This window comes from Pseudidiomarina tainanensis (assembly GCF_900115255.1).
GTDB classification, from domain to species: domain Bacteria; phylum Pseudomonadota; class Gammaproteobacteria; order Enterobacterales; family Alteromonadaceae; genus Pseudidiomarina; species Pseudidiomarina tainanensis.
The window spans coordinates 195,962-216,371 of the sequence record NZ_FOYU01000002.1; the positions used below are offsets into that span (position 1 = coordinate 195,962).

The 20,410-nt window shown below is 43.5% G+C and carries 15 protein-coding genes; 5 read left to right on the top strand and 10 right to left on the bottom strand.

What is annotated here, in order from left to right:
* Positions 1–7: 7 nt before the first annotated feature.
* From BM292_RS07825 to BM292_RS07835, 3 genes are read left to right on the top strand one after another with little or no spacing between them, the layout of a single operon-like run.
* Positions 8–2,248: a hypothetical protein gene (locus BM292_RS07825; protein WP_092857309.1), complete on the top strand. Its 2,241-nt coding sequence runs from the start codon at positions 8–10 to the stop codon at positions 2,246–2,248.
* Positions 2,245–4,920 (top strand): hypothetical protein, encoded by a 2,676-nt coding sequence (locus BM292_RS07830; protein ID WP_092857311.1) that lies wholly within the window; start codon positions 2,245–2,247, stop codon positions 4,918–4,920. The genes BM292_RS07825 and BM292_RS07830 overlap by 4 nt, the downstream gene beginning before the upstream one ends.
* A gap of 10 nt (positions 4,921–4,930) precedes the next feature.
* Positions 4,931–5,431, top strand: a complete 501-nt coding sequence (locus BM292_RS07835) for a hypothetical protein (protein WP_092857313.1) — start codon at positions 4,931–4,933, stop codon at positions 5,429–5,431.
* 383 nt (positions 5,432–5,814) lie between these two features.
* Here the strand turns inward: BM292_RS07835 and BM292_RS07840 are convergent, their stop codons facing one another.
* The 10 genes from BM292_RS07840 to BM292_RS07885 form a co-directional block, all read right to left on the bottom strand.
* Entirely contained in the window at positions 5,815–6,552 is a 738-nt protein-coding gene (locus BM292_RS07840; RefSeq protein WP_092857315.1) for a M48 family metallopeptidase, read from the bottom strand.
* A complete protein-coding gene (locus tag BM292_RS07845; protein ID WP_092857317.1) occupies positions 6,545–8,020 on the bottom strand; it encodes a DUF8370 family protein in 1,476 nt (491 codons plus the stop codon). The genes BM292_RS07840 and BM292_RS07845 overlap by 8 nt, the downstream gene beginning before the upstream one ends.
* A gap of 1 nt (position 8,021) precedes the next feature.
* The gene (locus tag BM292_RS07850; protein ID WP_092857319.1) at positions 8,022–11,303 is read right to left on the bottom strand and encodes a type I restriction endonuclease subunit R; all 3,282 of its coding nucleotides are present in this window, start codon (positions 11,301–11,303) and stop codon (positions 8,022–8,024) included.
* Between the two features lie 45 nt (positions 11,304–11,348).
* On the bottom strand, positions 11,349–13,094 hold the full coding sequence (locus BM292_RS07855; RefSeq protein ID WP_092857322.1) for an ATP-binding protein: 1,746 nt from the start codon (positions 13,092–13,094) through the stop codon (positions 11,349–11,351).
* 1 nt (position 13,095) lies between these two features.
* On the bottom strand, positions 13,096–14,181 hold the full coding sequence (locus BM292_RS07860; RefSeq protein ID WP_177203817.1) for an SIR2 family protein: 1,086 nt from the start codon (positions 14,179–14,181) through the stop codon (positions 13,096–13,098).
* An 11-nt stretch (positions 14,182–14,192) separates the two neighbouring features.
* Complete coding sequence (locus BM292_RS07865; protein ID WP_092857326.1) at positions 14,193–15,413, bottom strand: restriction endonuclease subunit S; 1,221 nt, start codon at positions 15,411–15,413, stop codon at positions 14,193–14,195.
* Entirely contained in the window at positions 15,403–16,932 is a 1,530-nt protein-coding gene (locus tag BM292_RS07870) for a type I restriction-modification system subunit M (protein WP_092857328.1), read from the bottom strand. The genes BM292_RS07865 and BM292_RS07870 overlap by 11 nt, the downstream gene beginning before the upstream one ends.
* On the bottom strand, positions 16,932–17,774 hold the full coding sequence (gene dinD / locus BM292_RS07875) for a DNA damage-inducible protein D (protein ID WP_092857330.1): 843 nt from the start codon (positions 17,772–17,774) through the stop codon (positions 16,932–16,934). The genes BM292_RS07870 and dinD overlap by 1 nt, the downstream gene beginning before the upstream one ends.
* Positions 17,774–18,364, bottom strand: coding sequence for a restriction endonuclease subunit S (locus BM292_RS07880; protein WP_092857332.1), 591 nt, complete (start codon positions 18,362–18,364; stop codon positions 17,774–17,776). The genes dinD and BM292_RS07880 overlap by 1 nt, the downstream gene beginning before the upstream one ends.
* Positions 18,365–18,588: 224 nt before the next feature.
* The gene (locus BM292_RS07885) at positions 18,589–19,008 is read right to left on the bottom strand and encodes a hypothetical protein (RefSeq protein ID WP_092857334.1); all 420 of its coding nucleotides are present in this window, start codon (positions 19,006–19,008) and stop codon (positions 18,589–18,591) included.
* Between the two features lie 198 nt (positions 19,009–19,206).
* Here BM292_RS07885 and BM292_RS07890 point away from each other — a divergent pair, with 198 nt between their 5' ends.
* Positions 19,207–20,058, top strand: coding sequence for a hypothetical protein (locus BM292_RS07890; protein WP_092857336.1), 852 nt, complete (start codon positions 19,207–19,209; stop codon positions 20,056–20,058).
* 61 nt (positions 20,059–20,119) lie between these two features.
* Positions 20,120–20,293, top strand: a complete 174-nt coding sequence (locus BM292_RS11760; RefSeq protein ID WP_177203818.1) for a hypothetical protein — start codon at positions 20,120–20,122, stop codon at positions 20,291–20,293.
* Positions 20,294–20,410: the final 117 nt, after the last annotated feature.

Sequence of the window (20,410 nt, forward strand, 5' to 3'; positions counted from 1 at the left end):
CTCATCGATGTCATGGTTCTATTTTTGGGGGAGAGGTCAAAACTTTTCTAACTATTTTTTAAGCAAAAGCTTAGACCCCCTCAAAAACGCCCCTCTGTGCTCTATAGCTTATAGAAACATCGCGCTAGGCTATAGACCTGCACAGTCAAAAAAAGGGGCTATACAACAAATGTCTGAATTTATAAATAGTTTTGAGGTTGATCCAGATCTTTCAAATGAACAGGTAACATCGAACGTCATTCCGATCGTAGCGCAAGAAGACAGAGTTGTTATTCAGAATCACGTATTTGAATTTTCGGTGGACTGCTTCGAACGAAAGGCGCTAATAAAATCAATTAATGCCGCATTAACCTCCGAATGGTTTTTATCGCGTTCGAAGCAGTCGCAAATTAGTTATCTGAGTGCGTTAAAGCCTTTTTTGTCATTCTTACAGTCATTACTAAAAGAGCAATTTTCTACTGCCATTTTAGCTGAGTTTGTGGAGTATCGGGTAAATGTCGCAAAGGTTAAATCGCAGTCTACAAACGTAAACCCGGTCGCTCTTGTTATTCGCCATGGCCTTAATCACGCAGGTTTTTCGAGTGAACAGATTACATATTTGCGAGCAACACTTCGGAATAAGCCCAGGACTGCCAAAAAGAGACGAAAACAGGTACCACTTTCAGATTATTTTTTAAACTTGTCGTGGTTTAGAACATATTTAAGTGATGCTGAGATTTATGAGCTCACTAATCAAAAAAATTTAATTGGTAGTTTTACGACTGCTGTGGCCGTCGTGCTTATTAATATCATTAATGCGAAGCGTTCATTGAGTGCATTTGAAATTAAAGACCCAGCGAGCGAGCATGGTGAACTCTCCAAACGTTCTCAGCAGAAGAAGCATGTTGAATCATTGCTCAAGTGCTGCAATCAGCTTCAAACAGAACGCAAAGTCCAATTTCAGAAACTACTGCAAGTCGACGTAATTAATGAATCTCGATACGTGAACCTAGATGAGCAAAAAGAAGAGGTTTGTGCACCGGAAATATCATTTCTAAATGAACGAAACTCATATCATGCTCCAGACGTTCTAGCTTACGAACATCTCAACAAGCCTTCTCATTTCGAACAATGTCTTATTTCTTTTCTTCTCGCTGCACAGGCGATCCAACCATCAAACATTAAAAACTTGTGTGCTGGAAATATCATCGGGGTTAGCAATAGTCGAGGAGAACTGGTGCAGGTGTACATGAAGTATTATAAAACTCGTGCGGCTCAGGCAAAAATAACACCCTACTTGGCATATAAAAGTTCGGTAGTTGCACAAGCAATTGTAAATTATAAGAAATACTTTATCGACCAGTCGTCTTGTCTTTTTGACTCAGGTTTCAACCCTGGCGATCTAATACACTTCACACCAAGTTGGAAGACTCGAACCATCGTGAGTCGTTTTACTAACGCATTACGTATTTACGATTCAGAAATTCAAAGTGAACTTCGTCGAAATGGCTTCACAAATATTTTATCAAAGTGCTTTGAAATTTTTAGCGAAAGCGGAGGTATACCTCATAGCGAATGGTGGACAAGTATCGCTGAAAAAAAAGGTTCGAAATCATATTCACGGTACAAATCTGATATTAAGAATTATCTCCCGACGTCTTTCATTCGTTTAAACGCAATTAAAACTTCGGCGATTTATGCGACTGCCGATCAGTTCAATCAAAATTCACCACAAAATTTCAATTCGCATTCGAATGCGACGGAGCTACAGCACTATTTGAACGATCAAAATCAGGATTGGCAAGACCGGAACGGTCAAGTCACACGACTAGTATTTAACGACATGCAAAGCTATGCATTTCGGCCCACCGATAACCCAGCGATCGATAGTGTTTCTAATTTAGTGAATCGAACGATTATACAAAGCTCACCCGAAGCTGGCGTGCGAGTTCCTAATGCGAGGGGATACGTTAACTCTTCACAGGAAGAAAAGAGTGAAGGGGTTGAGCGGGTCGTCATTGATTCTGCCGAAACCGTTGTATTGATGAAGCATTATATTCATCAAGCCCAAAGGTTTTCAAAAGAGTTACTCCAGTCCAACAAAATGTTCTTTGAATGGGAGGTTTTACCCAACTCAGAGTGGGCTGAGACCATGCTTGCCCAAAAGCTATCACCTAAAACTGTTCGGCGAGGAGTGGAGCTATATCGTGCGATCAAGCACAAGTTACCCGATTTATTTACTCAAAAAATTGAAGGACTATCACATTGAAACAGCACAACTCAAAGCTGGCTGCAGCTGGTACAAATCAAGTCAATAAATATTATGACGAATCTTTACCACTACTTACTGGCTCAATCAGCAAATTTGATGACGACATTTGGATTTTTGAAAGTAGCGTTAACTTTCATGCAAGATTCGACATTGTCGAAAGTAGCGAAGCACTACAACAAGCTAATAGTGATCTGAAAATTGATTGTGTTTTAATTGCAAAATGCATGTTTTTGGATGCAGTTGCCGACAAAACATCGATGAGTGTCTATCGAGCCACGTACAATCAAATCATTAAACTTTTCGCCTTTTTAAAGCAAAAGAATATTGTGGCTATAGACGCACGCAACTTAGCTGATTTTCTTGAATTTAGCTTAATCACTTATGTTCATGCGGAAAAAATCATGACGAAATCCGCAATTCTCAGTAGTTCGCAGCTACTCATCGGCCTGCAACTTAATTCTTGGTTTAACTCGCTTCAAGCATTAAACGTAGAAAGCGAATTAATACTTACTGAGTCGTTTTCGCGCTCTCAGATTGACAGTGCCTTAAAATCAGCTATCAACGATATAACTAGAGGCCAATTGGCCTACGGCGATTGGCTTAACGGTGGTAACTTAAACTCATTAACGCTCGATTATGGCCGCTATTTCGTTGAGCACAATGCTCTTCTTTACCAGCGGTACGCTCGATATGCTCAAGCGATTCGATTATGCCAAAAGAACTACCGAAAAATCTTAGATGATGCTGCATGTAAAGGCACCGTCTCAAACTATCAAAGTTCAATAAATCAGTTTTTAGCAAATGCTGAGGTTGCGGATGTCCCGGATTCGCTGCGCGCAAAAATGTCAGATCAGCTGTTTGAACGTATTCGAAGTAGCACGCGCAACATGCTGACAAGCATGCTTGCTAAACTTGAATCGATAGATCAAATTCAAGAAGAAATAGCTGATCGCGGATTACTTGAACAGTTCATGAATTCGTCCGATAAACAGAGCGATTTGGATTTTTTTACGCGACTAGCTGAACTGTATGCATATGTTCAATTTCGCGATATTCATCAACCAATTTTAAAATCGGTAGAGCAAGAAATTGTTTTATATGAAGGCTCCCGCACGAATGTAGACTTCAAAGCGTGCAAAGAAATAGTTTTAACAAAGCTCAATGCCCTAGTTGAAAATCACAAAGCAGTAATTTTCGACAATCAACACTTTGAAAAAATGGGACTCGAATTAAGCGATTCCAAAGGCGCTACATATCTAGCCGCATTTATGAGAACTATTGAAGCTGCCGGCGTCACTTTATTTGTTGCATCAGTTGGTTGGCGAGAAAGCGAATTTGGCTTCTCAATTAGAGATGTAAAATTAGAGGTAAACCACGATGTTCGGGATCAACTTGCATTTCCAGCAAGGTATTTCACTCACAGCCTCGTACCCAAAACACTTGCCGGCGCTAGAGAGCTCAGGGAGCTTAATTTAAATGCGTTTCGAGTACTGCAACAACAAACGCTACTGACACAGAACTTGCTTGATGAGCCAGCGCTATATAGCTTTCAACGATTACAAACGAAAGATGCATCAAAGTCATCTGATATGATCCAGCGTGGCGTTAAGAAAAATTGGCATAACTTCGTTTGGAATTATCCGCAGTTTGTTGAAATTGATCATTTTTGCAGAGAGCATGTCGAATTCGTACCATCGTTGCAAGACATAGAAAGTAATAACGAGGCTTGGCTCTCGACTAGACTGCAGCTATTAAAAATTTTTGATTCTTCTCTAGTTAATGCGTACGAATTAGCTCGCTCTGAATATCGTCGAGTCAATTTCTATATTTGTTCTGATAAACGCAAGAATTATGTTCGTCAATTTGCCGAAGGTTCATGCAGTAACGAAACGATTGAAATAATGAAGGAATTTCTATCTGATTCGACTTTGGAACGACTTACTCGGTTGAGGGTTGAAGATGTAGGCCCGCTGTTAACCGAGGAAATCACAGCTGAAATATTAGGCTCTTGCAAATACCCCACCGCTCACGCATTCCGACACATGTGGGCAGAGGCAGTTCTTCGGAGGTTTTCGGGCGATCTAGGCAGCTTCATACGCTCGTCATTCAAGCATGTATCGAAAGATATGTGGCAGGCATACATTTGTGACAAGGCGAATATTCATACATTGAAATCTGCGAAACGAGAGGTCATTTCGTCTCTTTTAAATAGCTATATCGCTAAAGAAGGAGAAGGATTCGCGGGCGGGATGAGTAAATACATTGACCGAATGTTGAACGGTACAGCTGTTAAAAAGGCAAATCAATTGAATGAAGTGATGGAAATAATCAACGAGGAAATTATTGACATTCAAGCCTCAACTTGGGGATTCTGCTTGCTCAAGAAGCATGCTCGTCAGACAGCAAAATGTGCGGAAAATGGGGAGCCGCGTCGATATGTATCTGAGCCTTCCGTTTGTATGCACTGCAGCAACTTTCTTGCAACTGAGCAGAGTATTAGCTCAATCGCATTACTTGCAGAAAACTCACTAACGGTAGCGGCCGAGGAGGACATTCCGAAGCCATTTCGAATCGCTGCAACGAAACATCTGAAAAAAGCCTACCAGCAGTTAGAAAAACTGGGGGCGGACCCGCGATTACTAATCAAAATAAAAGAAGTTACGGCGTAAGGAGGCAACCATGGCAAGTCTATTAGACCTCGTCGAGGTCATAAGCAACGAAGAACATCCTTCGTGGGTTTCAGATAGCAATGCGAGTTTGAAAGCGTTCAATGCGATTAATGAGCTGTTCGCCGTCAAAGCTAAACGCCTTAAAGATGGCCGCTCAACACTGTCAACACTTAAGAAATCGGAGTGGCAAATTAGTATCTCTGAAGTTGCTACAAATATATCAGTAAGCCGTGTGACCTTAGGCAGTACTGCTAGTTACGCTGAAGATCTGAAAAACTATATAGGGGAGATTAATCAGAGACTACTGGATAAGAAACATTGCATTCAGAAAACTCTAGAGCAAACAAGAAAAAAGGGGCGTAAGGCTCATAAAAAATCAGAGCTACTTCGCTCAAACCAGCAATTACGACGAGAAATCGACGAGCTCGAAAAGCGGCAAGCTGTGGAGCTCTTACAACTTACGATAGAAAAGCTTCCATTGCCTGTACGAAAGGCGCTGGGCTTTGTTTAATTCGCAAAGCCACCGCTGTTTTTAATACCATGTGTTGTTGTTACCAACTATTTTACAAAACCAAAAGTCATCGCTCTCACGATGGCTTTTTTTAATTCCCAAATAGTCTAAATCTTCTGACACTTTAAATACGTTGGTAACAACGTCAATCCGTGGTATACGCACCGAATGGCTCTCTAGGCCTTGATAATAAAAAGGTTAAGCGAATAACCAATGCGTGGTATATGCACGCATTGGGACAACAAGTAAAAAAAATGGTCGAATAGTGCTCGCTACATGGGTTTAGGAGTCGAGCTATCAGCTTACCTGAATTTTGCTTCATTCTTCTCAACTGAACATCCTTTCAAGCATTCTTTAGGGGATATCCTTCACTCAATTATTGATCACCATTCAACATAAATCGAGGCCATCCCATCCAGCCGCTCTTTTGTCTTTTCCCACTTTGGCATGACTTGGTTCATTAACCGGTAAAATCGTTCGCTATGGTTGTGTTCAGCTAAGTGGCACAGCTCGTGTAGAATTACATAGTCGATGCACTCGCGAGGCGCTTTGACTAGGTGCGGGTTTAAAGTTATTCGACCGTGTGGTGAACAGCTACCCCATTGCGTTTGCATTGTCATAAGCCTGAGTGGAGGGCGCTCTTTTACCCATAGAGCTTGCTCAAGCATGGCGTCAAGGCGCTTGACGAAAGTCTCCTTTGCGCGAGCCTTGTACCAATCATCCAACAACTTTTTGACCTTATCAGCGCTCTTAATTCTTACGGATACTTCCAACTTTCCACGAAGTAATTTTACACCTTGAATATCACTAGGCGCTTCAATCACCTTTAATAAATACTGTTTCCCCAGGTAATAGTGCGTTTCGCCACTGATATACTGGCGCGGAGTAGAAAACTCCATCTGTTTGCGAAAGTCTCTAAGCTTTTCGTAGATCCAGCGGCCACGTTTTTTTACAGCTGAGAGGACTACTTTGTTGTCGGCATCTGCCGGTGCTGATGCGACGACTCGACAGTCGGGATGAACCTTAATTAAAACTCGATTTGAAACAAGTTTGCTTGTAACTCTCTCGACCGGAATAAGATCGTTACCATAACGAAATTCAAAAAGTTTAGAATTAGACATTTTCAAACATATCCGTGACATTCGATGCAGATACTTTATTCGGTCTAGCATCGATTAGCACAAGGCCTTTATCCTCTTTTAGTTCCAGCTCCTTCATAATTCCAATGAGTTTGTTAAGCTCAGAATCGCTGAAATATAGAATCACTTTAATAGATTGGTGCGTGCCATTTGCAGCTTCATAAACTTCGACTTGGTGTTTTAGGTTTTGCTTAAGCTTTTTGTTTGATGCTAGCTTGAACTCAACAAGTGATTTGTCTCTGCTTCCGTTTGATACTTTAAAATCAACAGGCCCTCTCCCGTTATTAACTTCCGCGTTTACATCAAAGTCAGAGGCAAACCATGTCAACTTGAACAAAAGCTGAAGGTCCTGTTCTCGTTTTATTGGATCGCCCTTTACATAGAAAAATCTGTAGCCATCGTTATTCTCAATCATTTGCTTTAAGAAAATTACGCGCTCATATGCTGCGTCTAAAGAGTTTGATGCTTTTTCATAAAAGGGCGTATCGTGCTCTAAGGTGCTTACCAGCTCCTTCACTTTTTGAATGAACAGGTGCTCAGTTTCACTTACCTTAAGCTCGCTCAATTTGACTGCTTGATCACCATTCTCTTCTTTTAATTTTATAAAGTAGTCAATATATTCAGGAAACTTGATAATCGTCTTCACAACGGCTGCGTCAAACTCTTTTTTATTCGGATCTTCGGGGAGCATCCTAGCTAGATAGTCATTGAGTTGTGCTCTCAGTTGGTCGTTCGGAATACTTTCTAGTACCCCCCTAAAGTCACCAATCATATCGGACTTATTAATCCAGTTTTCGTCCTTGGTAAGGATGTCTTTAGGCGTTAACAAAACATAGTCGTTTTGAAATGTCGGTAACGTAAATGTTCGTGCCATCCAACTTCGAGTCGCATAATTAAACTCTACTTTCTCGACAATGTGTGTGGATAAAAAGCGGGCATCAATGTGGTCCCGAGCGAATGCTTGGGTGTATTCCAGTAAAAACTTCTTAATAAGATTTGTGGTGAAGTCGCTAATATGGTCTCTTCCAACACCGTCTCGTATTAAGCACAGTTTTTCGAGATGACTTCCGTTGGTAATTTCCTCAGTGCCGAAATTCGTAAACACTGTATGTAGATTTTCGTTGAGCGATTTTGCGAATTTCGGGCCGAGTCCGCTTCCACTATTGCCAATTTTGCTATACCCAAACCATGTTTGCTTCACTTCCGGGAATAGAAACCATGCTTTGATTAAACCTTCGTTGATTCCTTCTTCTTCAGAGCGATCACGTAAGAATGCAACATACTTGATAATGTTACCGTGTAGCTCCTGATATTCCGGTTTTTCACTATTAAATAAGAGGAAAGGGTCAATGAAAAGAGGTAAGTCATTGATTAAAGATGGGTCAAATGCACCATACGCCTCAATATCTTTGGGTGATACTTCGAAAAAGTCCGAAAAGTAGATTTTCATATCAAACCCCACTCAAGCCTACACGAGTGATCTGAACAACCATCTCAACAATTTTCTTGGCTTGATCCATACCACCACCAATGGCTTTACATTCCTTGAACATGCGCGGCAATAGTTTCTTACGAATATCAGCTTCAATGTTCTGGGGATTAATTGAGTTCTCGGCGACCGAAGTTTCTACCGCTTGGTCAATTTCAAAAGCCACCTTGACCCATTTGTCCTGTATCTGCTCGTCCATCACTGCTAAGGCTTCAGGAAGCACCTTCTTAAATACACCAAAGTAAGCCTGAGCATGGCGGTTACCAGCAAACGCATCAGGTAGCTCACTTAAGCGTCTCTCTTGTACTTGCTCTTCAAACTCGCGGAACATCATGTATTGTTTCAGTGGATGGTCGAATAGTTTTTCAGCTTCTTCGATGGCTTGCCGAAGTAGCTTAGAAAACGCTTCTTGAGCATACGGATCATCGCGCAGATCTTGTTCAATCATACGTGTTACGCGAGTTTTGATAATATCCGTTTCATTACGTGTTTTATCTTCGCTCCAGTCTTCCGGCTGCTGTTTTTGACCCATCTTGCCGACTTCATAGACACCATCAGGTTCTTTAACCTCGACACCTACCACATGTTTGTCCAACAGCTTCTTAACCTGTTCGGCATACTCGTCATAATCGATCTTTTCTCCAGCATCTTGTTGCACCAATTGTCGAAGACTCGAGAACTGTTTGACGGTTTCCTTGTAATAGCGACGATCTTGATCGCTGAAGCTTTTATCATCGAAAAACGTGGCCGATTGGAGTGCAACTTTCAAACAGCTAGCGAAGGCGGTCAGGGCCTCATAGAAGTCTTCGCGTACTTTCAGGTGTACATCGACTAGCTCGCCATCTATCTCTTCAATTTTCGGAACGAGCACCTTACGTAGTTGCTCAATGTCGTTCTTGTTTTTCACACCATCGAATATTGCCCATAACTGCTTATAGAGTTGCGGCAAACGCTTATATTCGGTGCTCATCTGGTTGTAGAGGCCCTCGATATCATTGATGTCGTAACCACCTTGGGTGCGAGAGGCTAAATCCTGATATTTCTGAATGGTGGTATCTAGTTCGGAAAGTATTCCGCGATAGTCGATAAGCAAGCCAAATTTTTTCTTCGGGTGCAGACGGTTTACTCGTGCAATTGCCTGAATAAGATTGTGCTCTTTAAGAGGCTTGTCGATATACAGCACGGCGTTCTTTGGCTCGTCAAAACCGGTAAGCAGTTTATCAACAACGATCAGTATTTTGAGTGCATCATCTTTATCAAACCGTTCAATCAAATGTTTTGTATAAGCTTGGTCATCTTGACTACCAACATTGTCTTTCCACCATTGGGTAACTTCTGGTGTGGTAGATTCATCTACGGCAGTATTGCCCTCACGGCTATCTGGTGGGCTCATCACTACCGCGGACTCAAACAAACCCGCCTCATCCAAATATCTTTTATACTTGATGGCGGAGGCTTTACTGTCACAAGCTAGCTGTCCTTTTAAACCCTCGTCTATGTTTTTAACGAAGTGGTTAGCAATATCCAGTGCAATCAAACGAATACGGTCATCGGCACCGTATACTGGGCCTTTCTTCGCAAATTTTCGCTTCAAATCAGCTTTCTGCTCGTCTGACAGCCCTTCGGTGATACGTTCGAACCAGCTGTCGATAGCTCGTTCGTTTACGTCTAAGTCAGGAATACGCTCCTCGTAGAGCAATGGCGTAACAGTTCGGTCCTCTACTGCCCGTTGCATGGTATAAGCGTGAACAATCGGGCCAAACTTATTCGTAGTCTTGTCGTCTTTTAGTAAAGGGGTTCCAGTAAAGGCAACAAACGCGGCATTGGGTAGCGCCTGCTTCATGCGAATATGGTTCTCACCGCCTTGGCTGCGGTGACCTTCGTCTATCAGCACAATGATGTCAGAACTATGGTTCACGCATTCAGGAAGCTTAGTGGCGGTATTAAATTTTTGTATAAGCGAGAAAATAATTCGCTCAGTGCCTTTACCAATCTGTTCGGCTAGCCGTTTGCCAGAGGTGGCCATTGCGGCTTCTTTGTCTTTTCTTCCTGCCAGTTCACCACCCGAAGCAAACGTTTTACTTAGCTGGTTTTCCAAGTCCACTCGATCAGTGACTACGACAATACGGCATTGCTTCAAGCTTTCATGCAGTATCAGCGCCTTACTTAAAAACACCATAGTAAATGACTTACCCGATCCGGTTGTATGCCAGATAACGCCACCTTCACGCCCACCGGTGCTACTACGAGTGTTAATGCGCTCAATCAGTCGTTTTATACCGAACACTTGCTGATAACGGGCAACAATCTTACCAGCCTTTCGATCGAACAAGGTAAAGTAGCGGGTCATCTCTAGCAGCCGAGCAGGGCTTAGTAGGCTAATCAGCAGTTGATCTTGACCTGTCACAGCTAGCTCACCCGCAGCCGTTAGGTTTTGATACCAATCAAGATCTTGTGGCGGACGATGACTGAATAAGTTCTTCAGGTGCTCGTCTTTAAGTTTCTTGTTCTTGATAGCGTACATCTCAGCGTCAGAGATATCTTCTTCGCGCCACGCTGCCCAAAACTTTGCGGGAGTACCGCAGGTACCGTAACGGCCTTCATTACCGTTAGTGGAGAGCAGCATCTGGCTATAAGCAAAAAGCAGTGGGATTTCATCGTGACGTTGGTTGCGTAGACTTTGTGAAATACCTTCGTCAATAGTTGGGCCTTTTTTGCTATTGCCGTCTGGGCGTTTGGCCTCTATCACGACTAGAGGAATGCCGTTTACAAAACATACGATATCAGGCCGACGGTTTTCCACGCCCCCCGAACGGGTTACGGTAAACTCTTCGGTAAATAAAAAACTGTTATTAGCTGGGTTCTGCCAGTCGATCAAAGAAACAGTCGGGCTGGCTTTTTTTCCATCCACAAATTCAGTGACAGAAATGCCATACAACAGGTGGTTGTATAAACGCTCGTTAGCGGTCATCAGGCCTTCGTTGAGCGCAGGACTGCACACCTCGGCAATCAGGTTATCAATGGCCTTCTCAGACAGCGGATAGCTCTTGCCGGCAAAGTTGAAGGTGCGCTTCTTAAGTTCACTGCGTAGCACCTGGCGTAATACCACTTCATAGGTCTTGCCACCACGGGCAACCAATGCAAGATCAGGAGAGAGAAACGACCACCCTAAGTTAGTCAACAACGTCAGCGCCGGCAGTTTCGCGCTGTATTCTTCCTGAAATTTGGGCGTGTATTGTGTCATTCGTTATCTCTCTTTAATCCCTTGTATCGGAGTTGCAGTATCGGGCTATTGCTTTTGCTTTGTTCTATTTTGTCGGCGCATGTTTTCTACAGCCAATGCAAATTCAGGATTGGTAACATCTTCTTGCCAGCGAGACCAGAAGTCTATTGTTGCACTCAATGGCTTTTCATTAGGAGGGGTAATTTTAATTCTACTCGGTAAAAGAACCGAATCACCTACAACCATGGCTTCCCCAACATCCATGATAGGTAATGCTTCTAAGAGGCTCTCAAGGCTTTCTGGTAGTAATTTTCGAACAGTTGCTTGATCATCTGCATTCGTTAAGCGCAGCGAAATGATGTTGTTACACTGGCTGAGAATGGTAGTGCTTACATCTGAAGGTCGCTGGCTCACAATCATTAGTGCGACGCCGTATTTGCGACCTTCTTTAGCTATTTTCTCAAAAGCTTCGACCGCTCTACGTTCAACTGGGTTGCCTTCTCTTCTTGGCAGATATAGGTGAGCTTCGTCACAGACAAAGGCAACAGGTCTGCGACTTTCCGGATCAGTCCAGAATTGAACTTGATAGATAATGCGAGCAACTAGGCCAATGATGACTGGTAGTATGTCAGCAGGAACCTCTGAGAAGTCGATGACTTTAATACTTTGCTTTTGATCGCCAAAGCTCATTACTTTCTCAGCAATCATAGCCAACGAATCGTATTGGTTATATTTATTCGGACTATTGAAGAGAAAGCCATAGCGCCGGTCGTTTAAGCGGCTAGCCATGCGAACTAACAATCTAGAAAATTCGCCGTTGAATGGGCCGTTTTTAAGGCCTCTTGCTCCTTCAACTTTTTCTTCGTTTAGATATTTAAGCTTCCCTATAACTTCATCCAAGGAGTATGGAATTGGACTATCTAGAGTAAAAGACTGCAATAGATCGGTTCGATGATTATCTTGTAGAAATGCTTTCTTTTGTTCTGTAATTGCATCTTGCACAACCACAACTTGGTTATGTGCACTGAACTCGCTGCGGTCGACAAATAATGACTGAATCTCTTCCGAATTAAGCAGCCAGTAAGGCAGGAAGAGCAGTGATTGATCATCGACATCAACCTCATCTGGCCCTGGAATTCTTAATTGTTTTGCATATGAAAGTTCCTTGTATTCACCATGTAGGTCGAATACAACGAGGTTCGAAGACGGTAGCTGCGAACTTCTTTCCAGAATAGAAGCAACCGTCCATGATTTGCCAGAGCCCGTACTTCCAAGCAAAGCGGCATGTCGTTGGAACAACTTATTACCGTCGACATAAGCGCGTGCATTCTCATTAAGCTTATAAGAGCCCAACTCCAGTGAATGCTCTCCATCGCCACATTCAGAAATTACACGCATGAATTCCTCGAGATGGGCATCTTTAAGTACGTAACAGGTCGAGTCAATTTCAGGGACGTGATCTAGAGATCGTGAAAACTTATATTTTTGTTCAGCGGCATTCCATCGAGCAGCCCCCATCAATGTGATCTTGACAGTGTTGACTACGCTATCTTCAAAAGCATCAACCTCGTCAGAGTCACCTTCTTGTGTTTCCAGTGCCATGGGCTGAGCAACGACAGCTTTGATGACTTTATCAATCAGACCAATAAGCCAACATTCCGTTGCACCGCTGAGCTGCACTGTCACAAGCTGTCCAACTCTGGCTTTACGAAGATCCTTGTCACTCTTTACCAAAATGGTGATTTTTCTGGTGTCAACTTCACGAATATTGCCTAGTGAGTAGCTGTCATCATTGAAAGTAAAAAGTGCCATGTTACCCTCCTAAAAATTCGTTGGTAAAAGCGTCAAAACGCCATAATTCCTTGTCATGAATATGTAGCCAGTTTTCATACTTTGAGTTGTAGATTCGGCTTTTATCTGAATCAGTCTGTTTGCAGATGAGCCACATATTCGGACATTTGCTAAGCCACTCTTCTATTCTTGGGTTCGAATCCCGAGTAATCACCAAAGCACGGCATTGGTCTTGTTCAAGCTTTTGCCTAAATGCGTTGTTAACAAGCTGGGAATCGTTAAAGCCAAATCCCAAAAATAGGAAGCTAGTATGGTTTCCTACTGCTGTGTCGTACTCAGCTAACTGTGCTCTGTCCTTGTGTAATCGTTGATACTTGGCCGTACCAGGAGTAATCATGGCTCGCGCAATGCCGTCAGGTTTGTTGAGTATCCAACTGTTACATTCAATAAGCTGAGCTTCCCATTCAAATGTATTTAAGGAACCGTGCGGCTTGTGTAGTCGGATATGCTTGCATTCAACAATTCGTAATGGCGGCCTTGTCTTACCAAGACCTTTCTGAATGGATTGAACTGACTTTTTCGCTTCACCCCAGTCGTAACGCCGAAGAAAACCACCGTGAAACCCGGTAATGTAGGGGATCTTGTGCCGGACAAAGGCGTATTCAGCCAGCAAATCATAATTTGGCGTGGCGACGTGAAGTTGTTTATCAGCCTGCGGTAAAGCTTCAACCAGCTTTTTCAATAGCGAGCCAGCCGGCCAATCGCATGAGCCAGACATAATTGAATGAGCGTAAGCATTATCGTGTTGCGCAACAAAGCTAGCAGTAAGTTCGACTATTCGATTGGTCAGATCCTCATCTTTGATGAAGTCCATTGCAGATTCAAAATCATGACTACCAACATCAAGAGCAGAGACTACTTGCTGCCATTGTTGTGCTTGTGATTTGGTCAATCCATGAGTAAGCTCGGCTCGAAGGTGGCGCTCAAGAGCTGGCATCCCAAAACTCAGATCAAGTGCACATGAAGTTCCTGTACCAAATAATACAAACGGCTTGTCTGTAAAAAACTCAGCAATCGCTTGATATGCAACATCCTTTGTTAGCTCCACGTGCATCCCCCTTAGCTCACCAAAACTCTTCGCTTACCCGTCAACAACTGCTGCATCAGGGCTTTTTTCTCTTGCTTTAAGGCATCCAGCTTTTGCTGTAGAGCAGAAATTTCCTGATCGGCGGTGGAGATTACGGCAGCGATTTTTTGTTGTTCATCAATACTAGGTAATTGCCAACCAATTTTCTTAAAATGGTTAAATTTCAAATTCCAAGTATCTGAAACAAGGCCTTGAGAATGCCTATAGAAAACATATACAAGGGCTGGGAGCTTAAAAAGATATGCGGCATATACAGGGCAAACTTTGTCGGTTGGTGTGACAATGGTATAGGCAGGACTAACAATCCCTTCTTTGTCTGACAAGCTAGATCGGCCTTGCCACATACGCATGGTGTTGTAGCCAATGTCGTTTACGCAAATTCTACGGTACTTTGATTTGTCCTCATTGGAGGTGTTTTTTCTGCCAGTATCTTCTTGGTAGACAACCCCATCGTCAGCCGTAATCGACAACAGTGGCAGATCATCCCGACCTGTTTCCACTCGCTCTTTGAACAAATTGCCAAATTTGTGAGTTTTCCACTCCCCACTAAACCTAACCCCATTATTATCCAGCAGGCGATTTTTGCCGGTGAGCAATTGGTGCATCAGGGCTTTTTTCTGCTGCTGGCTGTTGGCGAGCAGTTGCTCGGTGGTGGTGATAGCCTTATCCCAGGTGGAGAGAATCTGGGCGATTTTCTTTTGTTCGGGAAGTGGAGGAACAGGGATTGGAAAATCACCGATCAACTCTGTGTTCAAGTTCGGTTGACCAACACCAGGAGCGATCACAACTCTGAAGTATTGTGTTTTTGAATAAAGGTAGTAATAAGCAAATTCTGTTGCGATACCGTCAAGATCTAACAGCATCGCGATTCCATCGTTTGCTCCACATCGTATTGAAGAGATCTTGGGGACTCCAAGAGTTGCGCCACTGTTAGTGAGCATCAATGTTCCCGGATCGGTTATACGAGTTCTTTCAGATCCAGCCTCAGTAAGCATGGATTTAGTTGATGTGAGATACATATCGTCTGAACAGGTAAGGTCCGCGACTGTAGCCCACGGTAGAAAATTGCCATTAAAGTACAGCGGGCTGCCTGCTGGCCTAGGGGAGCTTCCACGGACAACTTTGCAAACATGCTTAATTAATGAGCCTCTCCACTCATCTGGTAAGACGCCAGCTACGGTTTTATGCACCATATCCCAGCTCCTCCAGATACTTGGCCATCTCGGTTTCCAGCTCGGTCAGATGGGCTTTCAGCTGCTCACGCTCGGCTCGCACTGTCATCAGGTCGATTTCTTCCTCTTCTTCAAAGGTATCGACGTAGCGTGGAATGTTCAGGTTGTAGTCGTTCTCTTTGATCTCTTCGAGGCTGGCGACGTAGGCGTATTTATCGACATCATTGCCAGCGTGGTAGGTAGCGACGATCTTGGCGATATTCTCTTCTGTCAGCAGGTTCTGGTTTTTACCCGCCTTGAAGTCGCGGCTGGCGTCAATAAACATGACGTTATCGTCGCTCTTATTTTTCTTAAAGAGGAGGATTGCCGCTGGAATGCCGGTGCCGTAGAACAGCTTTTCTGGCAGACCGATCACAGCATCCAACAGGTTTTCGTCAATGAGCTGCTGTCGAATCTTGCCCTCAGACGAGCCACGGAATAACACGCCGTGTGGCACTACAACACCCATTCTTCCGCTTTTTGGTTTGAGGGTTTCGATCATGTGCAGGATAAAGGCATAGTCGCCTTTGGTTTTTGGCGGTACGCCACGGCGGAAGCGGCTGAACTTGTCGTGCTCGGCTTCGTCGTGGCCCCATTTATCTAAGGAAAACGGTGGGTTGGCGGTCACGATGTCAAACAGCATCAGGTCGCCGTTTTTATCGAGCAGTTTGGGGTTACGAATGGTGTCGCCCCATTCAATTTTGTGATTGTCTTCGCCGTGCAGAAACATGTTCATTTTGGCCAGCGACCAGGTGGAGCCAATGGCTTCCTGGCCATACAGGGCGTATTGCTTGCTGCCGTGATTCGCTACGACCTTGCGACCGCACTTCATCAGCAGCGAGCCAGAGCCACAAGCCGGGTCACAGATGCTGTCACCCGGCTGCGGGTCTAACAACTCGGCGATGAGATCCGAAACTTCTGGCGGAGTATAAAACTCACCGGCTTTCTGGCCACCGCTGGCGGCGAAGTTTTTAATCAGGTATTCGTAGGCGTTACCGATCACATCCAAGGTGCCAACACGGCTGGGTTTGAGATTAAGTTCGGGCTTGGCGAAGTCTTCCAGCAGGTGGCGCAGAATGGTGTTCTTTTGCTTTTCTTCACCCAATTTGTCGGTGTTAAAACTGATGTCTTGGAACACGCTTTTGCCGGCGTCTTTCAGCTTGGTACCGTTAGCTTCTTCAATGGCGTGCAGAGCCTGGTCGATGCGTTCACCATTACCAGGTTCGTAACGGCGTTCGTACAGGGCGTAGAAGCTAGCCGCTTTTGGCAGCACAAAGCGCTCGTTTTTCATCATCTCTTCAATGAGCTCCGGCTCATCACCGTATTCGGCCTTGTACCCATCGTAATGGTCTTGCCACACGTCTGAAATGTACTTAAGAAACAGCATGGTCAAGATGAAGTCTTTATAGGTGTCAGCGCTGATAGTGCCACGAAAGGTATCGCAGGCGTTCCAAAGCGCTTTGTTGATGCTGTCTTGATTGATTTTGTCGTTAGTGCTCATTACTTCGATTCCTGATTGTTCTTATTGCCTAATTTTTTAGCGGCCGATTCAAGTTGTTTGATGCTCTTCTCTGGTGCAGGCAACTCTTCAGGCATAGTGCCACCTAGATCAGTTATGGTTTGACGAACTTTCTGACCCACCTCATAGTGAGTTTGGTTTGCCTGCTTTTTGTCCTGAACGTTGTCTCGACGTAGCTTTTCTTCCGCCTGTGTGGCTCGGAACAAATTTGCAGCCAGCTCTGTCGAGCCCATATGATCGAGAATTTTCTGACTTTTCTTCAGGCCTTTTCGACTATGAATAGCTTTTTGATCCAATCCACCGTACAAACCTTTGTAGCCGTGATTTTGGAAGATAGCGAAATCGATATTAGTCTCTACGCCTGCCTGTTGAGCGGCTTCGACAAGTTGCTTGTTATGCTCTTTGAGTTCATTGCGTAAGAATAATCGCTTTTGGTCTTCTCTAAGTTGTTGGAATGCCAAATCGTCGGCCAATTCTTGTCGCCGAGTTTGGAGAGCGAAGTAGGTTTGACCTGCCGCAATAACCTGTTTGGTAGGATCACCATTTTGAACAACAAGATAGCAAGCATAGCGAGAAAGCTTTACATCCGGGAGCTCACGTAGTGCACCTGAACCTATCGAAACCATTCCGAGGACATCCTCGAAATGGTCACTGACTGAGTGCTCACTATTAGCGCATGCTTCTTTTGCTTTGGTAATGACAGGCTGGAAGTGTCTGTATTCGGAGTAGCCTAAAAGTTTAGAGATCGACCTAGCTGACCAAAACTCCATTCCACTTGATTCAATCTGCTTTATTTCTTCGAATAATTGATGTTGGTCATTCATTAGCGTACCTCCTTGTTTTCAAATAACTCTCTAGCGATTGCATTCATCATGCGCTCGCCATTATTGACTAATTTCTGAATTAGACTTTGTTCTTCCCTAAGAATATTAGCCATTGCGATAATTGCTTTCTGTTTAGCTATAGGTGGAGCAACCACAAAAACGTCTTCTACCACGCTTCGACGAATACTCTTAGTGACTGAGCCTTCAGCATTCTGTTCAAAATAGCGCTGCGTTGGTTCCTGATTTAGGAACCACACCATGAATTCCGGCAGAATGTCTTTGTTCGTTAATCTAATTACAAAAAAATGTGGTGAGGAGACAGCATATTTGCCAGTAATGGCAAGCTTTTGATCTACTTGCACGGCGTAGTTATGACTGCCTCGAGAGGCAACTAATATATCGCCTACGGCTAGGTAATCGGGTTCACGCTTGCCAGTTAGTTCAGTCTCTACGCACTCTGACCAGAGAATTCCTTCGGTTAGTGAAACATCTTTCATTTGTACCGCGACCAGATCAGAGCCTACCACTTCAGAGATCTTTCCCCGAAATGGATAGCCAGAATTAATGAGTGCGATATGTTTAAGCTTCACTAAATACCTCGTTCATCTACAATGATGCAAAAAATATAGATCAGGGGTGATTAAATGTCAACCAAATTTGCATCATCGCCATTGATGCAAAATTTAATTTGCGAAATGCATATCTTTACTCGGTTTAACTAGATGAGGAACTGGGCCAATTTTTATGCGGAATATTGAGTGGCGCTAATAAATTAGCAAGAGTCACAAGTGACGTGAGGATGTAGAACTAAGTCTTAGTGGCTCAGTCCCATAACTCTATAGAGCACTGCCTTGGCCTCATCACTGTAGTAGACAACCTTGAGCTCGTCGTGATTTCCGGTAATTTGCGTAATAGGCGAAAACGTCATCCAATTTTTAGTCCGCCCCTTAATTTTCTCTGTTCGTTCTATCTGAATACTCATAAGCGCTTCGGCAAGAGACTTTGTATGATCCGGCTCTAATTTTTGATCGGCTGGATATAGCGTTTCTGGAAGGCCAGTTAATAATCGCTTTAAGATCGCATGATCATCGTCACTGAATTTGGCTGAGGTTACTTTGTAGCTAACGTTACTGAACTTAAACTCCGAGAGAGTTTTGCCTTGTTTCGTTGTGGTAATAGAGACATAACAGTCGTCTCCGAACAACTCTTGAAATGCATCTAAAATATCGCGCATGTAGCCTCTGATAGTGTTTTAAGTTGTTCTTAGGATAGTAGGCTCACACGTAGAACATTGCAATTCTCTAGCGTGCGATCGAGAGTTTGATTTTGCTTGTCCTCAATACAACTCTAGGCAGCTACAATGGAAACGCGCTAAGCATCTGCTATATTGAGTTTTTCAACTTAGACCAATTAAGGACTTTTGGGCTGCTTTATGATCATCCAGCGATATATGGACTTTTCGAAGTTTGAAAGCTTAGTACAAACGAAATCTCTATTTTTAGCTAAAATGGCTTCGTTTGACGACAAATTAGAAGGTGGGATCACGGCTTCTGATTTTTTCGCAGCATCCAATGCTCTCCGAATATTAGATGTTGTAATTAACCACACCATGCCAGGCGTTGACGACTCAGCCAACAACAGAAATCAAAAACTTGCAAAATCACGCGAACTTGACGGGTCTTTGAGGGCTCAGATGTTTCAGTCACCTTTTGGTGAATATCCGAGTGATGATTTTGAGGAGCTGTACCCTATTTGTCGAGAGTGGATGTATGTCAACTGTTGGCATAAATCTAATCATGAATGCTATGCGATGTGGAATCTGTACGCCGCTAAACCAAACGCTTTATGTATTTTTACAACGACAGATAATCTTAAATCAGCATTAAAACCGATCGACAGTTTCACGAACATTGAAACACATCCTGTAAGCTACATAAAACACGGTTCCGTCGACCTTTTGGGCGATCCAATTGCACCGTTTTTGTCGAAGTCTATGCCGTATACGTTTGAACGGGAGTACCGTGTTATAGCATGGAATTCACATAAAGATTTGTATAAACAGCGGCTCAACAGTGATAAAGGTATTTTCCTACCAGTGCATCTTGAAACGCTGATAGAAAAAGTCGTCATTTCTCCCCTGGCAACTGATTCTTTTAAAAACCAGGTTATTGAGTTTTGCCATACCCACAATTTGCTGGTTCAAATAGTTGACTCTGAATTAAAAAATACGCCTGTTAGAGATATTTACGATGCCCTCGCACTGAGGGAGCAACACCAGACTTAGTGTAGTTAAGCTGTCGTGCTAGGTCAGGTTCTATAGTTACCTTTCAATTGAGGACTAAAGAATGGATACCAGAAGAAGACTGAAGCGAGCGTTAGCCGCAGTGGAAGGGGCTATAATTTCACTAAAATATGCCAGAGGAAGAGCTGATGAGGCGCGTTTTGATATTGATAAAGCTCTTCGGGAGTTAGATGAAGCTGAAAGCGATATTCGACGAGCCATTAGAGAACTGCCATAAAGCTGAATCTCTCCTTTACATCAAAAGGGCAATACGATGGCTACTGAAAATTCAGATACTGTCGAGGAAGGAATCATTATTAAAACCCAAAAGTTTCCAAACTGGGCTTGATTCCTA

Coding starts and splice junctions, on each gene's coding strand:
- BM292_RS07840 (WP_092857315.1), bottom strand. CDS start 6,552: ATGTCTAATTCTAAACTTTTTGAATTTCGTTATGGTAACGATCTTATT.
- BM292_RS07885 (WP_092857334.1), bottom strand. CDS start 19,008: ATGCGCGATATTTTAGATGCATTTCAAGAGTTGTTCGGAGACGACTGT.
- BM292_RS07825 (WP_092857309.1), top strand. CDS start 8: ATGTCATGGTTCTATTTTTGGGGGAGAGGTCAAAACTTTTCTAACTAT.
- BM292_RS07845 (WP_092857317.1), bottom strand. CDS start 8,020: ATGAAAATCTACTTTTCGGACTTTTTCGAAGTATCACCCAAAGATATT.
- BM292_RS07855 (WP_092857322.1), bottom strand. CDS start 13,094: ATGGCACTTTTTACTTTCAATGATGACAGCTACTCACTAGGCAATATT.
- dinD (WP_092857330.1), bottom strand. CDS start 17,774: ATGAATGACCAACATCAATTATTCGAAGAAATAAAGCAGATTGAATCA.
- BM292_RS07890 (WP_092857336.1), top strand. CDS start 19,207: ATGATCATCCAGCGATATATGGACTTTTCGAAGTTTGAAAGCTTAGTA.
- BM292_RS11760 (WP_177203818.1), top strand. CDS start 20,120: ATGGATACCAGAAGAAGACTGAAGCGAGCGTTAGCCGCAGTGGAAGGG.
- BM292_RS07850 (WP_092857319.1), bottom strand. CDS start 11,303: ATGACACAATACACGCCCAAATTTCAGGAAGAATACAGCGCGAAACTG.
- BM292_RS07870 (WP_092857328.1), bottom strand. CDS start 16,932: ATGAGCACTAACGACAAAATCAATCAAGACAGCATCAACAAAGCGCTT.
- BM292_RS07835 (WP_092857313.1), top strand. CDS start 4,931: ATGGCAAGTCTATTAGACCTCGTCGAGGTCATAAGCAACGAAGAACAT.
- BM292_RS07865 (WP_092857326.1), bottom strand. CDS start 15,413: ATGGTGCATAAAACCGTAGCTGGCGTCTTACCAGATGAGTGGAGAGGC.